Raw genomic sequence first — 17,495 nt, 5'->3', positions numbered from 1 at the left:
CAGCACGACAGATCGGAGGACCCTTGGGTCTGATGTACGACCTGATGCGCCAGGGGAGATATGACCTCATGCCGGCGCTTTTGTCGTCGCGTGAGGCGGCGGACGCGGTCGGCGTCACCCCCAGGACCATCGAGAGGATGTGCGCGGCGGGAAAGCTCGAGGGCGCCCGTTTCGGTAACCGCTGGCGCGTCAACCGTGACTCGCTGCTCAGGTATTCGGGACTCATCGGTCCCGGGAAGGAAGCTAGACGATGAAGAAAAGGTCCCAGGAGGAGATCAAGGCCGAGATCGCCCAGGTCGAGGCAGAGGAGCGCGCGGCCGTGGAGGCTGGGCGCATGCGTAGCGTCGACAGGCTCCGCGGGCGCAAGCAAGCGCTCGGCCACGAGCTGGAGCGCGCCATGGCGCAAGAGGCCGCCATGGGTGCGACCAAGTCGAGCCCCATGCCAAACACGGCCTCCAAGAACGCAAAGAGCGGCCAGAGGACGACAGCCACGGCAGGGGCCGCGACAGCACGCCGACAGCGCGGGCCGCAGCCCGGAGGTACCCGCAAGGAGCGCAGGCTCGCCGCGGTGGCCGGCGTGGCCATCGCCGTCTCCGTCGCGACGGTCGGCTTCTCCGGTTGGCGCTGGACCCAGGCACAGGGTGAACTGACGCGCCTCGAGCACTCGACCGTCAAGGTCGTCACCGTCACGCGCGACATCGCCCCCGGCGAGGTGATCTCCTCGGCAGACCTCACGGTCGCGAGCGTTCCCAAGGCGTTTGCGCCCAAGGACGCGGCAAAGAAGGTCTCAGATGTGGCAGGTCGCCAGACCGTGACCCAGCAGACCTCCGGTACCGCGGTCTCGCTCTCGTCCGTCTCCGGCTCCAAGAAGCCGGCCTCGATTACCACAGCCGTGACCGAGGGGCACGTCGCCTACACCGTCGCACTCGACAGCTCGACCGGCCTCTCCCCGCTGCTCTCCGTCGGCGATAAGGTGGATGTCCTCGCGAGCGTGAGCGACGGCCAGGTCGTGACGACCGAACGCGTGGCCGATTCCATCCGCGTCATCGCGCTCGACGGAAACCTGTCGGGCTCCAAGTCTGACGGATACTCGAATGTCACCATAGAGGTGACCGAGGACCAGGCCCTCGCACTCTCCAGCGCGAGCGGCATCAGGCTCGTCGCCCTTCCCGAGACGGGGGAGACGAACAATGCTGAATAGGGACCTACTTCGAATCGAGCGCGACGCCGTGTATCAAGCTACCGGCGTGCTGACGGCAGCCAACGACGCATCCGAAAGCAATGAGCAGAGAGACGCTCGCGCACGCGACCTCCTTGCCGAGATCGTAGATTCCAGCCCCGAGGGCTCACGCCTGGACGATGACTCCTTCGATGCGGTTATCCAGGCAGGAATCAACGACCTGTACTATCTCGGACCCATCGAGGAGCTGCTTCCCGATACCACGATCTCAGAGATTATGGTCAACGCCCCGGATGATGTCTGGGTCGAGCGCGCGGGCCTGCTGCAGAAGACCCCGGTGACATTCGAGGACGACGAGCATGTCAAGTTCGTCATCAACCGCATCGCGTCCGCCGACGGCCGCCGCTGCGACGAGGCGCAACCGCTGTGCGACTGTATCCTCAACCGACCCGGCGCCATCTTCAACGGCTCGCGCGTCGCGGCGACTGCCAAGGGCATCGCCGTCGACCACAACATCCTCAACATCCGAAAGTTCCGACCGGACGCGGTGGAGCCCGAGGACCTCATGGCGCTCGGCACCTTCGACCAGCGCATGCTCGAGTTCATGGAGGCCATCGTCCTGGGCCGCATGAACGTCGTCATCGCCGGCGGCACGGGCTCGGGCAAGACGACCTTGCTCAACGCCTGTTCCTCCTTCATCCCGGACAACCAGCGCATCGTCACGATCGAGGACGCGCCGGAGCTGCGTCTCCAAAAGCCCCATGTCGTGCGCAAGACCGCACGCCGCCCCAATATCGAGGGCGAGGGCGAGATCACCATCCGACAGCTCGTCATCCATGCGCTGCGCGAGCGCCCCGACCGCATCGTCGTCGGCGAGTGCCGCGGCGGCGAGGCTTTCGACATGATTCAGGCCATGATGACGGGCCACGAGGGCTCGCTCACGACCGTGCACTCCTCCAACGCGCGCGAGGCAACGACCCGCCTGCGCTCGATGATCCAGCAGACCGGAACCGAGATGCGAAGCGAGCAGATCATGGAGCTCATCGCCTCGGCCATCGACTTCATCGTCTTCGTGAACCGCTTCGACATCGACGGCTCGCGCAAGATCACCGAGATCGCGGAGGTCCAGGGCATGCAGGGCGATGTCATCACGATCGGCACCATCATGCGCTTCGAGCAGACTGGCTTCTCCGAGGACGGCAAGGTTCTCGGCGAGTTCATGCCCACCGGCGAGCGCATCACCCCGGCGCATCGCGAAAAGCTCTTCGCGCGCGGCGTATACGTCGACGACGACTTCTGGTTCCGTCGATGAGCGGGCAGATAACCCCGGCGGCCCTCATCCCCGCGCTGCCGGCGCTCCTTATGGGAATAGTCCTGTTCCTGACGGCCAGAAAGCTGCGCGTCGAGCGCGAGCGCGCGGAAACCGGCCCCATCCCGGAGAACCCAACCGAAGATGCCGGCGGGAACCGACTCGTCGGCACACTCCGTCGCGTGTGCCAGGGAGCTGCTCCCCAGCTATCGGTCTCCGAGGCCGCGCAGCTTTGGGCCGTTATCGCCTTCGCCCCTTCCGTGCTTATCCTCGCCACCGGTTCGGCGGTGGGTGCGCTTGCCGCACTCCCGCTCGGCATCGCGGCATTTCCGATCTGGGTTAGGTTAAAGCGCGGAGCGGAGCAGGGCCTTTTCGAGGAGCAACTCGGTGAGGCCATGCCCCTGATCGCGTCGAACCTGCGCACGGGCGCCTCAGTCGCGCAGTCAGTCGCACCTGTCGCCGAACACATGGCAGAACCCCTGAAATCGGAGTTCGCCATCCTCGAACGCGACCTGCGCAACGGCCGCCCCATCGAGCAGGCCCTCGACGACATGGCCAAGAGAACTGAAAGCTCGAACTTAAGACTCTACTCCACGGCCGTCTCCGTATCCCAGCAGACCGGCGGCTCGCTCTCCGAGATCACTGAGCGAGTGGGCGAGGCCATCCGTGCAAAGGTAAAGGCCAAGCGTTCGGCAGAGGCCAAGACGTCCTCGGCACGATTCGAGGCGAAACTCGTCGGCTTCGCGCCGGTCGTCATGCTGCTGCTCATGTCATTCAGCTCGGAGATCCACCGTGAGTTCTTCATGACGCCCGCGGGGTGGGCGTGCCTTGCCGTCGGCGCGGTTCTCGATATCGTGGGCTTCTTGGTCCTCAAGCAAATCAGCAACATCAGGTACGACTAAGGGAGCTCAGATGTTCGAAACGATAACGACCGGCTTTATATTCCTTCTCTTCGGAGTCGTCGCGGGCCTTGGCGTGGATATCGCCCTCAAGCGGATCTTCGAACTCGAGTCGCCTGTTGACGAGGGATCGTCCTCGACTCTTCCCGGCATCGCCGAGAAGGTGTCCGACGTCGTATCGCAGCTCGCGCCGATCTCACGCTCGGTCATGGAATCCACGCGGGACTCCCTCGACCGCGCCGGCCTCACCATGCAGCCGGCGACCTTCTGGGCCTTCCGCGTCGCGAGCGCCGCAGGGTTCATCGCGGTCGGCCTCATCGCCTCGGTCTTCATCGGCGGCCCCAAGGGCCTCGGCGTCTTCGCCGCGATGGTCCTCATGGGGCTCGCGGTGCCGCAGCTGTGGCTCTTCAACGAGCGCTCGAAATGGCGCGATGAGCTTGACAGGCAGCTCCCCGACGCCCTCGACCTTCTCGCGATCTGCATGTCGGCGGGCTCGTCCATCGACTTTGCCCTCCATACGGTGGGTAGCAGGATGGACGGCGCCATTGCGCGCGGCTTCGAGCGCGTGGCCAACGAAGCCAGCTTCTCATCTCGCACCGAGGCGCTCCTGCGCTTCGCGGAACGCGCGCGGGTGCCATCCCTCACCATCTTCGCGGCATCGTTCGCTCAATCAGAGCGCGCGGGCGGCTCGCTGGTCGACATCATCCGGGACCAGGCCGAGACCGTCCGCGAGCATCGTCGCCTCAAGGTGGAGTCCGAGATCGAAAAACTGAGCTCCAAGATGCTCTTCCCGATCATCCTGTTCATCCTGCCCGTGTTTCTGATTGTCGTCCTGGCGCCCGTGGTTGCGCAGATCGCCCAGACGTTCACCTCCCTCATGTAGGAGACGGCCAATGAGCTTCAAATACGATATCCCCTGCGTGGCCACGACCAGGTCCGGTGCCGAAGTCCCGCTGTCCCTGAGGGCCGCCAGGACCTTCAGGGACAAAGCCATCGGGTATATGGGCGCAAGGTCGATAGAAAAGTCCTGCGGAACGGTCTACGCGAGGGGCAGGTCCCTTCACACCCTGTTCATGCGCATCCCGGTCGATGTGTGCTGGATAGGCCGTTTCGACCCATCGAATCAATCCTGGCCCGTCGTCTCGCTCGATGGCTCGGTTGCCCCCTGGCGCATCCTCTTCGCGCCACGAGGGGCAGTCGGGGGCATCGAGGTCGCACCCGGTACGTTCACCGAGTCAGACCGACCTCTCTTGATCAGGAGACTCGATTGATGCGAATTGATGCAGAAAGGCTCGTTCATGGGGCCTGCACGGCGCTCGCCCTTCTCTTATCCATAGCAATCATTGCCATGATCCCTGCTATCAGGTCGGCCGGGACGCTGGATACCGACGGCTGGTTTCTTCTCGCCTCGGGGCGCGAGGTCGTCGAATCCGGCATCCCGACAACGAACCCCTTCACCGCAGTCGAGGGCCAAGGCATCGTGCTCCAGCAGTGGCTCCACGACGCGTGGCTCTATCTGTGCTGGAAGGTGGCTGGCTACACCGGTGTCGCCGTCTCCGTGGCGATTCCCGCCGCGCTGGCACTGTGTACCTATACCGGCGCCGTCTGCCGGCTGGCGCGAGTCCCGCGCCATCCATGGGTGCCACTGCTGATCGGCGCGCTAGGGTTTTCCCTCATGGCCTCATATCTATCCATCCGTCCGTCAATCTGGACGGCGGCGCTGCTGTTCGTCGCCATATCCATCTGCCTGGAATGGCGACAAAGCGCTAACCCGCGATGCCTTCTGGCGCTTCCGATCGTGTCGCTGCTCTCCGTGAACCTGCAGGCCGCGCTCTGGCCCCTGCCGTCGGCCGCCGCCGCATGCTTCCTGCTCCCCGAAAAGGGCGAGATCTCGACACAGGCGACCGCCGAGACGCTTCGCGCATGGTGGCGCTCCAGGCTGCCCCTGCTTGCGGCGGTTGCCGGCATGTCCGCGGAATCGCTTGTAAACCCGTATTGTATCGACGGGTCGCTCTATATGCTCCGCTCGCTCGGGGCCGCATCCTACGGCGGGGTCATCCTAGAGCTGAATCCGGTTTGGGTAATGCCTGCAGCGGCCCTGTTCTGGGGCGCCTCAATCCTTGTGGCCTTCGTATCGTGCTGCCTTGCCCGGCGGTTCCCGCCCAGTTGGCTTCTGGCCTTTTGGGCGGCGTCTGCAATCGCCGGAGCACTGGCCGTCAGGTGCCTTTGGATAACGTGGACGGTTTCGTTTCTCGTTGTCGCCGCATCCGTCGACCAGAGCGACACAATCGGCCCCCGGGCGCATCGCCTGCTGATTGCCGGGAGAGCCGTTATGGTCCTCATCCTAGCGTTCTCCATCGTCAATAGCGGCCTTAACTCGCTTGATTCGGAAACCCGCGGGGTCGAGACCGGATGGAGGGGCATCGACTCGGATATGGCGCAGATCGTCGAGGCCCTGGGTGACAACCCGGGCCGCATATGGTCCGAGGACGCCACGGTGATGAACTACCTCGAGTGGGCGAGGGTGCCCGTGACCTACGACATGCGTCCCGAGATCTGGTCTGAGGCGATCTCCAGTACCGGCAAGGCAAACGACTACCGCGCCTACGTTGACAGTCTGGAAGGGGGCTACGGGGTCCTTAAGGAGGATGGCTGGACGTGGGCGATCGTGCGGGATTCCAACGTAAAACGCTTTGGAAAAGCCTGCCCCGGCGCCGATAAGGCGGCAAACGGCAGGGGATACGTGCTCTATCGGTTGTGATATTAAATTGATTGATGGGTGGTAACTCATGGATATCGTCAACGTCAGCAGGAGGGCCGTTCTGGCCGCCATGGCCTCGCTGGCCCTTACGGGATGCAGCGGCTCAAAGAAGGCAAATGGATCGGACGATTCGAAGAAGAATAAGGACTCCGAGAAGAGCGAGGACGAGGCGTTTTCCTTTGGAGGGATAGGCGACACGAGCTCATCCGATGCTTCCAGGGGTCTTTCGGTCGATGGCGTCTACAAGAGGGTCGCCACGGACTCGAGCGGCAAGGAGTACCGGTTCCTCCTTGTCGGCATGAAATTCGAGAACGACCTCGACCATGACAGCCGGGCGCCGATGTCATACGTCTCGTGCTACCAAAACGGCGTGAAGCTCTCCCAGTGCACGAAATATAGCGATCCCAACACGATGAAGACACTCGAGCCCGGTTATTCGATTTCGGTGTGCAAGGCATTCCTCCTAGTGGATGAGGGGCAGCCCGTGAAGGTGAAGATAAAATCATCGAACTCGTCGGACTACGTCTACGAGGACACCTATCCGATCTCGCACCTGGACTATGCGTCCCTCTAGGAGTCCTCTCCCGAGCGCACGATAAAGTACTCATCGTTGTCCCTGACGATGAAGCGGTGGACGGGCCTGCCCTTCCACTCTATCTCAACGCTCCAGATACGGGCAATGTGGCCCGTCTTTCGCCCGGGACAGGGGACAGATGCGCCCGTGGAGCGGACCTGGAACCTGCGGCCGTCGGAAAGCTCGATCCACCTGAACTTCGGCTCCCGACCGGGCCTCTCCACGAGGCTGACCGTAACGGGAGTCATTTTCGCTCCAAATGATTCTCATGGCCATAGGGAACCGGAAAGCTGCCCGATGGGCGCACCTGCGCACTCATGGCTATTCCGGCCTATATACGGACAGGGCACGGGCGAGCTCCGAAACAAACCCTTCTCGGGGGTCCTGCTCACACTTGAGCTCAGCCTTTCTCGGATTGCCATAGAAATCCCCTGCGACCCAGGGCATATTCAGGTCCAGATGCTCCTTGAACATCGGCGCGACACGCTGATCCCATAACTCGAGGTCGGTATCGAAAAGCTCACGCGCTTTCCTGAGAATCGAATCACGGTATTGAGCAGGAACCCCCTCCGAGATGAAGCCGGCCTCATTCATTTTGCGTATGAAATCGGGTGAGGAGCCGGCGCCCAGGACAAGCTCGACTCTCTCCTGGACGGTAACCACATTTCCGTCGGCGGGGCCGAGCAACTCCTCCGCGTAAACAGGGCTGAAAACCGCAAGCCTTTGCAGCCCCGCCAGGTGGTTGACTATTTCACGTTCCTCACAGCAGACTTCCGTGACCTTGCGATCCGGCATGATTTTAATATTTAGGCCTTCGGTCTCCAGACGATCTTCACTGGCCCCACCCCTGCGGGGCTGATCAATATAGTAAGTTTGATTCCTCCGATATAACTTGCCGTAGCAAAGAGCTTCGGCTGGCATATCTACCGCGATGTCGTAAGTTTTAAGAGCGCAGGCGAGGATGGGGAGTTCCAGCTGCTCCGCTTCAAACCCTCGGGGCAGGCCCTTGTCGTCCTTGGCGCGAGTCTCACCTTTGCGAAGAGGACTCGGATGATCTCGGTCATAATCCACGCTGACGACATAGCCGGCTGATGTGGTGTTTCCCAGGAACGTTAGAAGAGTTTCAAATACCTTTGACTCGATTAGTGCTTCGTCCTTGAAAGAAACGAAATTCTCAAATCGAATTGTCCCCGGGAACGCATCGTCTCTCGTAACGGTCATCTTGCCAACCGATGTCCTCAAGGGATACGGATCATAAAAGCTCGTAGAATCGAATCGTGGCAGCAGCGGAACCAGTATGCTCTCAGTTTTTTTCTTTGCCATAATCGTTCAGCCCTTTCTCCCAGGGATTTCCATGAGATAAGAGTCCCACCGTTGGAGCTCTTGCGCGGGGCCGTTTGGTGCCATCTGGTGACACCTCGGCCCGCAATGCCACGTCTTGCAGATGTCCAGCATCCGCTCTATTGGTTGTGTGATAATAGAACACGCGTTCGTTCGTAAATAGGAATAAGGAGGCGGCGTGGGGGAGAAGTCAATCAGGCTCGTGACGGCCCTGGTCGAGTGTCGGCCGGATGGGGAGTACGTGCCTTGGGGTATCAAATGGTACGACGGCAGGATCTTCCCCTTCGCGGAGGTCGGCTGGCACGAGACGCGATCGTGGGTGTTGGGGAAGGGGCGCGTGTGCGAGAGCTGGCGCGTGAAGATGGGGGATGGAACCCTGCGCGACATCTGCCACCACGGCAACAGCTGGTACGTGGTCCATGACATGGATGACGACAGGCCGGATGACGGGTGGTCTCCATAGCCGAGCCATCGTATCGGCAATAGTCGAATTACGACATAACGTAACTACGCAACAACGTATGAACGCTGCTTCATAACTGTGCAATAACGTAATTACGTATAAACGCAACTTTTCAATATTGAAGGGGGAGGCACCACACCTCCCCAATTTTCTTTTCAATGCAAGTGAAAACGCATTGATTAAACGTGCAGGCAGCCGTTACGCCTCGCATTTTATGACTGTCCCCGAAACGAACGGGTATAATCATCGTATTACATCGTGTTACGTTGATTGGAGCAACCATGGCCATGAGCGCGACCGCCATCAGGTTCGACGAGGGAGAGAAGGACTGGATTCAGTCCTATGCGAGCGTCCTCGGCATGTCCTTTTCTGAATTCGTGAGGAGTGCCGCCCTAGAGAAGGTCGAGGAGGCAGCCGATATCAAGGCATACAACGAGGCGTTGGTGGAAGATGACGGTACCCGTTACTCGATGGACGACGTCATGCGCATGGCCATGGAGGCCGAATGAGCTTCAGTGTCGAGTGGTCCAAGGCCGCGGCCAAGCAACTTCTCAAGATTCCGAAAAAGCAGCGGCTCATCATCCTGTCCTGGGTCCAAGAACATCTTGATGGATGCGAAGACCCACGTCTCGCACCGAACGGGAAACAGCTTCAGGGTACCGACTCCGGTTGGCGCTGGCGAGTCGGGGTCTACCGTATCCTGGGGAGGATCGAAGATGGGAAGGCCGTAATCGAGGTGGTGAGAGTCGGCCACCGCCAGGGCGTCTACAAAAACATGCCGCGGATATAACCTTCGCAGAGTCAACCCGACCGTTCGCAGCGGCACCATCACCGGTTACCACAGGCGGCGCTTTTGTCGAACCCCGCTGAATACTGGCAACACCCGAACTGCGTAATTGCGTAACTACGGCATAGTGCAATTACGTAATAGCACGGTTGCGTAATACCGTAACTTCTCAAAAGTGTAAGTATGCATAACGTAATTGTGCAGTTGTCGACTACATGCCCTGAGTGGCACCGTCGTTATAGTCCGCATTGTATGAACGATGGATGATCTCACATGAGAGCCCGAACATACGGTGGTTTTATCTGCCTAAAGAGGGTAAAATGGCTGTTGAAGACGACGCATCCCGTGTAAGCAACATGGAGCGCGGGCGGCCTAGTTTTCAGTTTTGGTTAAATGCCCGGGCTCCACCCCGGGCATTCTTATTTGCGCTTGCTGCGCAAATGCCGTCCACCGTCCGCACCGCGCGTACGCCTACGGACCTTAACTCGAACATCATACGAATCGAATAACGCAATGACGAACGTGCCGACCGTCGCAAGGGCGGCCAGCGCATCAAGGATCTTTAGCATAGGGAAGCCTCCAATCGAATTGTCGGCCGCCCGCGCACGGAATGCGCCATCCCGTCAATTCTAGACGAGCCAGCGACTGCAGAACTCAATTGTCAGATAAGCACAGTTCCAAAACGTATGGACGATGAATGAACTTCGATAGCTTCGATAGCAGACGCGAATTGATTTTTTGAAATATGGACAGACTCCTTGTCAGGAGGGTAGAATGATGCCGACGGCAGCCCAAGTTGTGAGAGCTGGGCAGAGCCGTTGCTTAATGATGTTGGGTCATCGTCTTAGCGACGGTGGCCTTTCTTTTTGGGCTTCGAGCCCTGCTTGAGTGCCTTGGAAAGGCCGACAAGGGCCGTGTGGAGCGAGACCATAGCGGTCAGGAGCTTCACGAGCTCGGTGAAATCGGTCATGGGCATCACCTCCCATCGAATGGAGGGCTCTGCCCGGCACGAGGGCTGCCGACAGCGAGGACAATTCTAGCAGAGCGACTGACCCTCCCCGGTTCTCTATGTTTCTTACAAGATTGGCGATTCAAGATGGGCAGAATCAACCGGGTGCCGTCTTTTATTGTTCATTTTCAACCAGACGCCCCCGAGGGCTAAGGCCCTTCCTTCACACGGCGCATGTTGTCAATATAGGTATTGTTGTACACTCCTGCGGCAAGCGATGTGCTAGAAAGTAAAGCACGTTATACGAGTGATTGGGAGGTGCGTCATGGCAACTGCTACCGCGACATTGAGCCTGCCCGAGGACTTAGCAATCAGGTACGACCGTTTGGCGAAATCAACGGGACGCACGAAGACTTTCTACATGACAGAAGCACTCGCTGCCGAGATTGACAGGCTTGAGTACGAGTACGGACTATTGAAGAAGGTCGAGGATTACCGGGCTGGCAGGCTTGAGACAGTGACGCTCGACGAGCTGGAGGAAAGCCTTGGCCTGGCAGATTGAGATCGACAAGGACGTCCAGCGCTCGATGAGGAAGCTGGACAAGCAGATCGCCAGGAGGATCGTGGCGAAACTTCATGAGATTTCACAGCTCGAAGACCCGAGAAGCATGGAAAGGGATTGACCGAGAACAAGTCAGGTCTCTGGCGCTATAGGGTCGGTAACTATCGGATAGTCGCCGATATCGAGGACGATGTTCTCGTCATCCTTGTTGTCGATGTTGACCACCGAAGCAAGGTCTACAGGACTCGCAGGTAGGCTGGTCGACACCGTTAACGAAACGGGGAGGGTTTTTGACCCTCCCCGTTATTTTACGCTTATCACCAAGGGTGGCTGTCGTAGGGCCTTCCGTCGGGCGGTCGTACTCCCGCGGCTCCGTTTTCTGCGGCTTTTTAGCGCGGTCCGGTTCATAGCGCACGTCCCGTTTCGAGCAGTAATACTAGGTCGAATCGCTATGGCTATAGGCGACGGGTTTCCACCGCGCGTCTACGATCGGGACGAACCCTAGGACACACCACCGATAGGCCGCGTGGTCGATGTAGCTGTCCTGCAGCTGGCGAATCTTGAGGTCAAGTGCGGCGATTTGCTCGTCGGATTGGGTGACCATCTCGGCGCGGGTATCGACCTGATCCGTGGCAGCCATGTCCACACGGCACAGGGCCGCCGCGGTCGCGGCGACGGTGGTCATAGCAACGCGACAGCGCTTGGCCTTTTCAATACGTCCGCACTGACGCTCGAACTCCGCGACCTCACGTTTCAGCTGTTCGAGGGCGGCACCATCCTGCTGCATCTCCGCGCGAAGGACCCGCAGGCGCTTTTTCCTGGCTTTGATTTCCTCATTGAGCCTAACGCGGTCGGCGTGGGCCATGGTGACAGCTTGTCCTAGCGCGTTGCCATTCCTCAAGCTGATACAATCAACAGGACGACAAGGGAGCGCACCCGAAAGCCCTAGCGCGTTGCCATCTATCAAGCTGTTACAATACATTCACCTCGATTGCGTTAAGATCGAACGCCCTAGCGCGTTGCCATCTATCAAGCTGTTACAATACTAACGTTAGTTTGCAACTAGATTCACCGGCCCTAGCGCGTTGCCATCTATCAAGCTGTTACAATGGCTATCGCTCGGTTCGCCGCACAACCAAAGCCCTAGCGCGTTGCCATCTATCAAGCTGTTACAATGCTGTCATTAGGAATACCAGCGGCATTAGAGCCCTAGCGCGTTGCCATCTATCAAGCTGTTACAATTAATATCGCCGTAATGGAAAGGTAGTGTAAGCCCTAGCGCGTTGCCATCTATCAAGCTGTTACAATCCCTGCGATTCGATTGACGCTCCCAAAAGGGCCCTAGCGCGTTGCCATCTATCAAGCTGTTACAATTCCTCAAGCCGTCCCGCCGCTTGCCGAACCGCCCTAGCGCGTTGCCATCTATCAAGCTGTTACAATCGGAATAAAAACATCTTCGCCAGGCAGAAGGCCCTAGCGCGTTGCCATCTATCAAGCTGTTACAATCTGAAATACCCCGTTAATGATACCTTGAATGCCCTAGCGCGTTGCCATCTATCAAGCTGTTACAATGGTCTAACTCGAGTGTATCGACAATGTAGGGCCCTAGCGCGTTGCCATCTATCAAGCTGTTACAATCCAAAGGCTCGTCGTTGACGACATGTTTCTGCCCTAGCGCGTTGCCATCTATCAAGCTGTTACAATAATCGTTTGCGTTGGTGTTCGAGTCATGCGGCCCTAGCGCGTTGCCATCTATCAAGCTGTTACAATTTTTGGGGGCAGAATCCTCGTACAGGTAAGGCCCTAGCGCGTTGCCATCTATCAAGCTGTTACAATATCTACTCACGAAAAAAGCCCCCTAACTGGGGGCTTTCTGTTTTCAAATTGTAAAAAAGTCGAAAATTAATCAATTTATCGTCGTTCCAGCGCTCTTTTCTGAAAAAAGGAGGGAAAAGGAGATCACCCGCAGAGTGCGAAAAGCACCCTGCGGGATATACTCCGCGAGTGACCCGTCTTTAACGGGCCCTCTTGCCCAAACGTTACTCGTTGCCATCTATCAAGCTGTAACAGATACATAAGGTAACGTTGGTGATCTTTATCATAGCCGATAGACTTAATGGGAGAACGGACGGCCCTCCTGTCATAGTTTCAACAGATAGGACCGCTTATGAAGCAAACGGTCACGATACGGAATCCCAGGCACTTGAGCCTGAGTGACAACAGGTTGATTATCCGCGAGAAGGATCCCAAATCGTGCAGTGATACAATGTTAGCCCAGATCCCGCTATCCGATATCTGGGTGGTGATTATCGACAGCCCGCAGATAACGATGACGTCCGCCCTGGTTTCCGAGATGAACGACGCAGGGATAGGCGTGATGTACTGCGGGAGGGACCATATGCCAAACGGCTTATGCCTGCCCCTCGGTGCCCACTCGCGCCATGCGGAGATCGTCGAGCACCAGCTTGCCATTCCGAAACCGCTGCGCAACCAGTTGTGGAAGAAAATTGTCGTCTCAAAGATCCTGAACCAGGCCAGGGCCCTCGAGCTTGCAGGCGGTGATGCCGCCGTCGTGGCAAAGGTCAGGGGCTATGCCGCCGAGGTGCATAGCAACGACAGGACGTACCGGGAGGCGCCCGCGGCTGCCGACTACTTCGCCGCGATGCTTCCGTATGGAACGAGAAGGAAAGGGCCCATGGCCGCCCCACTCGATTACGGCTACGCCGTTGTGAGGGCGGGTATAGCCCAGTGTGCGGTCTCACACGGCTGGCTCGTCTCGCGCGGCATTCACCATCACAGCGCCGATAACGCCTTCAACTTGGTCGATGACATGATAGAGCCCTTCCGCGCGGCTGTGGACCTCCTGGTGGTCACTGAAAATATCCTTGGCCCGCTGACGCCGGCCGACAAGGCAAAGCTGACGGCAGTGACATCGGTGCTCATGCGCATAGACGGGGCGGAATGCCCGATTCAGGTGGCGGTGGAAGTCTTCAGCGAGTCCCTGCGCCGCGCTTTCGAGTTGAGGGATGCCGACATGCTGCTGACGCCCGAGCTCATCGGGCTCGAGATGGAGTCAGTGGACAGAATGAGGGCGAGGGGAAGGATATGAGAATCATGCGCCTGCTCGTTATGTTCGATCTGCCGACAAAGACGAAGCGAGACAAGGACCGCTATATCAGGTTCAAGAGGTTTCTCGAAGACGACGGCTACATGCGCGAGCAGAACAGCATCTACACAAGGAGCCTGCTGTCGAGGTCGTCCGCGGCGGCCCACAGGGACCGCCTGCGCGATCATATCCCGCCCGCCGGCAGCGTTGTGGCCATAGAGCTGACGGAGAAACAGTACGTTGGTCGCGAGATTCTGGTCGAGACACGCCCGCAGGGGCGAACCAGGATGGATTGCACAGGCCAACTCTTCCTGGAATTCTAGCAAAGAAAAGAGGGGAGGCCGAAAGACTCCCCTCGCAACTGCTATTCCATCTGCGCGTCCACGGCCCGCTGTGCCAAGAACGACAGCCAGCAGAGACCAAGGCAGTCCTCCTGCATGATCCTGACGCCCTCGCCCCACTTCGACGGAGGCGGGAATGCCTCGGCAGAAAGAGGACCGGTTGCCTGGAGCTGTTTACCGCCGCGTTGAGAGAATAACCTGATGGCATTGACAGAGATATCAAAGCAATGGAACCTCGCGGCCTTCCCGTCGCACACGAGCACATCGCCGCGCCGGATCGTCATCCGCGGCGCGGCCTCGGGCACCGCGACCGTATCCCACAGATCAATCGCCTTCTCCTTGGAAAACGCCCTCATGGTTCGCCTCTCAGCATCACGGTGTGGGATATCGATGCAGTAGACTGGGTCGAATGACCACCTGCCGCGCTTGCCGGCCGAGGCGTCGAACACAGCCTCCAGGGCGCACATGGACCCATAGGCCCGGCAACCGCCCTGTCCGTCCTTCCACATCGTGGTGGCCTTGTTGACCTTCCTTTCGACAATCCTGCCGTCCTTGTCCCTCTTGACGGTGATGTAGAGGTCCTTGCCGGCTTCGTCGCGACCCAGATAAGGATAGACCGTGTCCTTGAGCACGCTGCCTGTGACGGTGTTCGGAAGTGTGAGCGTCGGCACGATACACGGGATCCAGGCATCTACCTGCTCCTTGAACTCCGGATAGGGAAGCGAGTCGCTGAAAAGCCGCTGACGCACGTCGGCGCGGGCATGGCCCTCGTTGACCAGCGCCACGTTCCTCACGATGCCGGGGGTGCAGCAGGCGATGACCGCGGCATCGACCGCATGGTGTCTATCGTCTTCGCGGTTCTTCTTGCCGTCTGGCCCGGTGATACCGATGTTCCAGACACTGCGCATGAGGGCGGTCGCGCCACCGGCTACGCAGAACACATGCTCATGCCCGTCCTTAGTAAAGGGCAGACACTCCCTTAGCCACTTGGCGAGCGCTACGGACATGTAGCGCGTGTCGTTGAGGTTGCGGTCAATGAAATTATCGGCGCGCTCGGCAAGGTTCTCGCAGGTAAGGTTGGCGAGTTTCTTTCGGGCGTACCGCCTGGTCTCGCACATTTTCGCCCAGCGCTCCATCCTGCCGCAGAACTCGCCCCAATCAGGCGCCGAGGCTTCACCAGAGGTCATCCACTCGTAGGGAGAGCGGTTCGACTTGTCCCTATTCGACTTGGTGAGGCAGAGTACCTTGTTTGCCTGCGAGTCGTCGCAGGTGCGCGAGACCGGCAGGATATGGTCGATCTCGGCGTATCCGTGTTCCTCGAGCATGCGCCTAAAGTCGATGCCGGCGCCCGTATACGGGTCCTTGCCGCCCTGCTCGCGGTAGAGCTTGACCAAGGCGAGGTCCCGGCCGCGCACATGGTGGTCGTCGGGAAGCCCAAGGAACTCGATGATATCCCTCTTGGCCTGTTCGTTGAGCTCGAGCCTCGCCCTGTTGCTCTCCGCAACGATCTCGCGCTCGTGCTTTGAGCGCTTGAGGTCACGGGCGACCTCGACGCGGATGACATCCGGCAGCCCATAGTGTCTTATGACGGAGTTGACCATGCGCCGCACCTGCGCCGTCGCGCGGAGCACAACGGGGTTCCTGCACGTCGGGTCGTAATCGGAGAAGGCACACAGCAGCCCGTCGGCCGACCCACCGCGCTCCTCGGCGAGCATGGCACGCGCCTGCGCGAGGCCGGAATCCTCCTCGGCCTGTCTGAGTGATGTGACGCGGGGATCCTCGAACGTGCCGCGTAGCATCTGGAGGGCTTCCGGGCTCGCGTTCGCATAGCCCGAGAACAGGCGCGCCGAATAGGGTAGGTCGATGATAGCCTCGACCTCGTCGTCGGTGAGGGCCAGCGGGGCGAGCCGCCCGGCAAGCGATGCCGCCGACGATGCGAAGGTAAGCGCCGAGCAGACCGCGTCGGCGTCGTCGATATGGTCATGCAGCCGCTCGAGCAGATCGCGATGATTCTCATAGAGCCCCGAGCAAAGCACGGCCCAGGCCGGCAGGGCGATGCAGTCGCGCTTCTCCTCCTCGGCGGGACGCCCCTTGAACGAATCGCACTCAGCGAGCCCCAGCCTGCGGCGCAGCCCCGACCATTTCAACGGCTTCACCGATCTCTTCACGTCGAAGAGCTCCCTCACGATCTCGATGCGGATGTCGCCCGGGATGGTGGACGAGGTGCCGTCGGCATGCAGGATGACCGTGTTGCAAAGCGTCTGGTGTGCACGTACCATCTCGAACGAGATTGTGGAAGTGGCCCCGCGTCTGTACGGCGCGCCGAGGTAGGTGCAGAAACCCACCTTGAGGTAGGTCGACCTGTCACGCTTACTCGTATCGGTGAGCCACGTCAGCTCGGCGATATAGCGCTCCTCAAGCGCTTTGCTGGCGATTTCGCTGCCTAGCTCGCGCTGGCGTGTGAAGATCGTGCGAACCTCGTCGACAGTCATGCCGATGTCTGCCGTATAGCTATAGTCGCCGGCCCTGTTGCGCGAGCGCGGCTGTCCGGCAAGGTATTGCCCGAAGGTCTTGCAGCCACCATCGGCGAGCGCCGCGTGATTCGCGGCAAGTGCCTTCTTGACCTTGCCGGCATCGTCCTCTTTATCGGACTTGCCGTGGTCGATATACCCGCGATGGCTCGCGAATGAGTACAGCACGCGGGCGAGCTCACGGGAGTTCAGCAGATAACCGAGAGCCTTGGATCTCAGCCTGACGACCGTACGCTCGTCGCGGCGTGCGCTAAACCACTCGCCGTCAGTATCGGCGGGAATGAGGTCAAAATCAGCTAACGCAGCCCTGATGGCCTTCTTACGCCGCCCCTCGCGCATGATGTTCCTACGGACCGAGCGGGCTCCACGCCTTACCGACGCCAGACTCTCGGGCGCCGCGGTCGCCTTCTTCTTGTCGACGACGGGCGACTTGAAGAGGTGGCTGGCCATCAGGACGATCTCATGGTTGCGGACATCGACCAGACACAGCCCAGTACTGGCCACGCCGATATCGAGACCCGCCCAGATCACCCTGTCCTTCGATCTGAACTCCTCGAGCGTCATGAGCGCCGTGGCGAAGGTTGCGGGGTCGAACCCGAGCTCTCCGATATCTGCTCCCTTGGCTTTATCCATACCGGATTCCAATCTAATCATGCGAGATTTCTTCCCACCCGCGCATATCTAAAACTCTT

The 17,495-nt window shown here is 59.6% G+C and carries 20 protein-coding genes and 1 CRISPR repeat array; of the genes, 15 read left to right on the top strand and 5 right to left on the bottom strand.

Translation table 11 applies throughout. From position 1 onward, the window contains the following. The first annotated feature begins 32 nt into the window (after positions 1-32). The 7 genes from DW151_RS04215 to DW151_RS04180 all read left to right on the top strand — a co-directional run bounded on the left by DW151_RS04215 (position 33) and on the right by DW151_RS04180 (position 6,723). Positions 33-254 (top strand): helix-turn-helix domain-containing protein, encoded by a 222-nt coding sequence (locus DW151_RS04215; RefSeq protein ID WP_233543348.1) that lies wholly within the window; start codon positions 33-35, stop codon positions 252-254. Next, positions 251-1,201, top strand: coding sequence for a Flp pilus assembly protein CpaB (gene cpaB / locus DW151_RS04210; protein ID WP_118334617.1), 951 nt, complete (start codon positions 251-253; stop codon positions 1,199-1,201). The genes DW151_RS04215 and cpaB overlap by 4 nt, the downstream gene beginning before the upstream one ends. After that, complete coding sequence (locus DW151_RS04205; RefSeq protein ID WP_118334616.1) at positions 1,191-2,492, top strand: CpaF family protein; 1,302 nt, start codon at positions 1,191-1,193, stop codon at positions 2,490-2,492. Before cpaB ends, DW151_RS04205 begins: the two co-directional genes overlap by 11 nt. Then, a complete protein-coding gene (locus DW151_RS04200) occupies positions 2,489-3,391 on the top strand; it encodes a type II secretion system F family protein (RefSeq protein ID WP_118334614.1) in 903 nt (300 codons plus the stop codon). The genes DW151_RS04205 and DW151_RS04200 overlap by 4 nt, the downstream gene beginning before the upstream one ends. A gap of 10 nt (positions 3,392-3,401) precedes the next feature. After that, the gene (locus DW151_RS04195; RefSeq protein ID WP_118334613.1) at positions 3,402-4,271 is read left to right on the top strand and encodes a type II secretion system F family protein; all 870 of its coding nucleotides are present in this window, start codon (positions 3,402-3,404) and stop codon (positions 4,269-4,271) included. 465 nt (positions 4,272-4,736) lie between these two features. Next, entirely contained in the window at positions 4,737-6,149 is a 1,413-nt protein-coding gene (locus tag DW151_RS04185) for a hypothetical protein (RefSeq protein ID WP_147351757.1), read from the top strand. A 28-nt stretch (positions 6,150-6,177) separates the two neighbouring features. After that, the gene (locus DW151_RS04180; protein WP_118334608.1) at positions 6,178-6,723 is read left to right on the top strand and encodes a DUF5067 domain-containing protein; all 546 of its coding nucleotides are present in this window, start codon (positions 6,178-6,180) and stop codon (positions 6,721-6,723) included. Here DW151_RS04180 and DW151_RS04175 read toward each other — a convergent pair. Together DW151_RS04175 and DW151_RS04170 are read right to left on the bottom strand one after the other, a co-directional pair. Continuing rightward, a complete protein-coding gene (locus DW151_RS04175; protein ID WP_147351756.1) occupies positions 6,720-6,947 on the bottom strand; it encodes a hypothetical protein in 228 nt (75 codons plus the stop codon). The two genes, DW151_RS04180 and DW151_RS04175, sit on opposite strands and share 4 nt — an antisense overlap. Before the next feature lie 97 nt (positions 6,948-7,044). Next, the gene (locus tag DW151_RS04170) at positions 7,045-8,046 is read right to left on the bottom strand and encodes a hypothetical protein (protein WP_118334605.1); all 1,002 of its coding nucleotides are present in this window, start codon (positions 8,044-8,046) and stop codon (positions 7,045-7,047) included. Between the two features lie 196 nt (positions 8,047-8,242). Here DW151_RS04170 and DW151_RS04165 point away from each other — a divergent pair, with 196 nt between their 5' ends. The 3 genes from DW151_RS04165 (at position 8,243) to DW151_RS04155 (ending at position 9,317) form a co-directional block, all read left to right on the top strand. After that, entirely contained in the window at positions 8,243-8,527 is a 285-nt protein-coding gene (locus tag DW151_RS04165; protein WP_118334603.1) for a hypothetical protein, read from the top strand. Positions 8,528-8,808: 281 nt separating this feature from the next. Then, positions 8,809-9,036 (top strand): type II toxin-antitoxin system RelB family antitoxin, encoded by a 228-nt coding sequence (gene relB / locus DW151_RS04160; RefSeq protein ID WP_117774181.1) that lies wholly within the window; start codon positions 8,809-8,811, stop codon positions 9,034-9,036. Continuing rightward, the gene (locus DW151_RS04155; protein ID WP_118334602.1) at positions 9,033-9,317 is read left to right on the top strand and encodes a type II toxin-antitoxin system RelE/ParE family toxin; all 285 of its coding nucleotides are present in this window, start codon (positions 9,033-9,035) and stop codon (positions 9,315-9,317) included. Before relB ends, DW151_RS04155 begins: the two co-directional genes overlap by 4 nt. A gap of 841 nt (positions 9,318-10,158) precedes the next feature. On the opposite strand, the gene DW151_RS10860 is transcribed toward DW151_RS04155, so the two are convergent. Next, complete coding sequence (locus DW151_RS10860; RefSeq protein WP_255413772.1) at positions 10,159-10,284, bottom strand: hypothetical protein; 126 nt, start codon at positions 10,282-10,284, stop codon at positions 10,159-10,161. A 304-nt stretch (positions 10,285-10,588) separates the two neighbouring features. Between DW151_RS10860 and DW151_RS04150 the strand changes: the two genes are divergently transcribed. From DW151_RS04150 to DW151_RS10730, 3 genes are read left to right on the top strand one after another with little or no spacing between them, the layout of a single operon-like run. Then, positions 10,589-10,825, top strand: coding sequence for an antitoxin (locus DW151_RS04150; protein WP_118334600.1), 237 nt, complete (start codon positions 10,589-10,591; stop codon positions 10,823-10,825). Then, entirely contained in the window at positions 10,809-10,946 is a 138-nt protein-coding gene (locus DW151_RS10735) for a type II toxin-antitoxin system RelE/ParE family toxin (RefSeq protein WP_233543347.1), read from the top strand. Before DW151_RS04150 ends, DW151_RS10735 begins: the two co-directional genes overlap by 17 nt. Then, a complete protein-coding gene (locus tag DW151_RS10730) occupies positions 10,943-11,080 on the top strand; it encodes a type II toxin-antitoxin system RelE/ParE family toxin (protein WP_233543346.1) in 138 nt (45 codons plus the stop codon). Before DW151_RS10735 ends, DW151_RS10730 begins: the two co-directional genes overlap by 4 nt. Before the next feature lie 181 nt (positions 11,081-11,261). Here DW151_RS10730 and DW151_RS04140 read toward each other — a convergent pair whose 3' ends face one another. Continuing rightward, complete coding sequence (locus tag DW151_RS04140) at positions 11,262-11,690, bottom strand: hypothetical protein (RefSeq protein ID WP_118334599.1); 429 nt, start codon at positions 11,688-11,690, stop codon at positions 11,262-11,264. Between the two features lie 11 nt (positions 11,691-11,701). Further along, positions 11,702-12,661: a CRISPR direct-repeat array (repeat unit 36 nt; unit sequence GCCCTAGCGCGTTGCCATCTATCAAGCTGTTACAAT). Between the two features lie 331 nt (positions 12,662-12,992). Here DW151_RS04140 and cas1 point away from each other — a divergent pair. Beyond that, positions 12,993-13,934 carry a type II CRISPR-associated endonuclease Cas1 gene (gene cas1 / locus DW151_RS04135; protein WP_118334597.1) on the top strand — a complete coding sequence of 314 codons (942 nt, stop codon included), beginning with the start codon at positions 12,993-12,995 and terminating at the stop codon, positions 13,932-13,934. Beyond that, positions 13,931-14,254, top strand: a complete 324-nt coding sequence (gene cas2, locus DW151_RS04130) for a CRISPR-associated endonuclease Cas2 (RefSeq protein WP_158571651.1) — start codon at positions 13,931-13,933, stop codon at positions 14,252-14,254. Before cas1 ends, cas2 begins: the two co-directional genes overlap by 4 nt. 41 nt (positions 14,255-14,295) lie before the next feature. Here cas2 and cas9 read toward each other — a convergent pair whose 3' ends face one another. Continuing rightward, on the bottom strand, positions 14,296-17,436 hold the full coding sequence (gene cas9, locus DW151_RS04125) for a type II CRISPR RNA-guided endonuclease Cas9 (protein ID WP_158571650.1): 3,141 nt from the start codon (positions 17,434-17,436) through the stop codon (positions 14,296-14,298). Positions 17,437-17,495: the final 59 nt, after the last annotated feature.

This window comes from Collinsella sp. AM13-34 (assembly GCF_003473055.1).
Lineage (GTDB): Bacteria > Actinomycetota > Coriobacteriia > Coriobacteriales > Coriobacteriaceae > Collinsella.
Note: the sequence above shows the minus strand (reverse complement) of the source record. Positions and strands in the feature narration are given on the sequence as shown.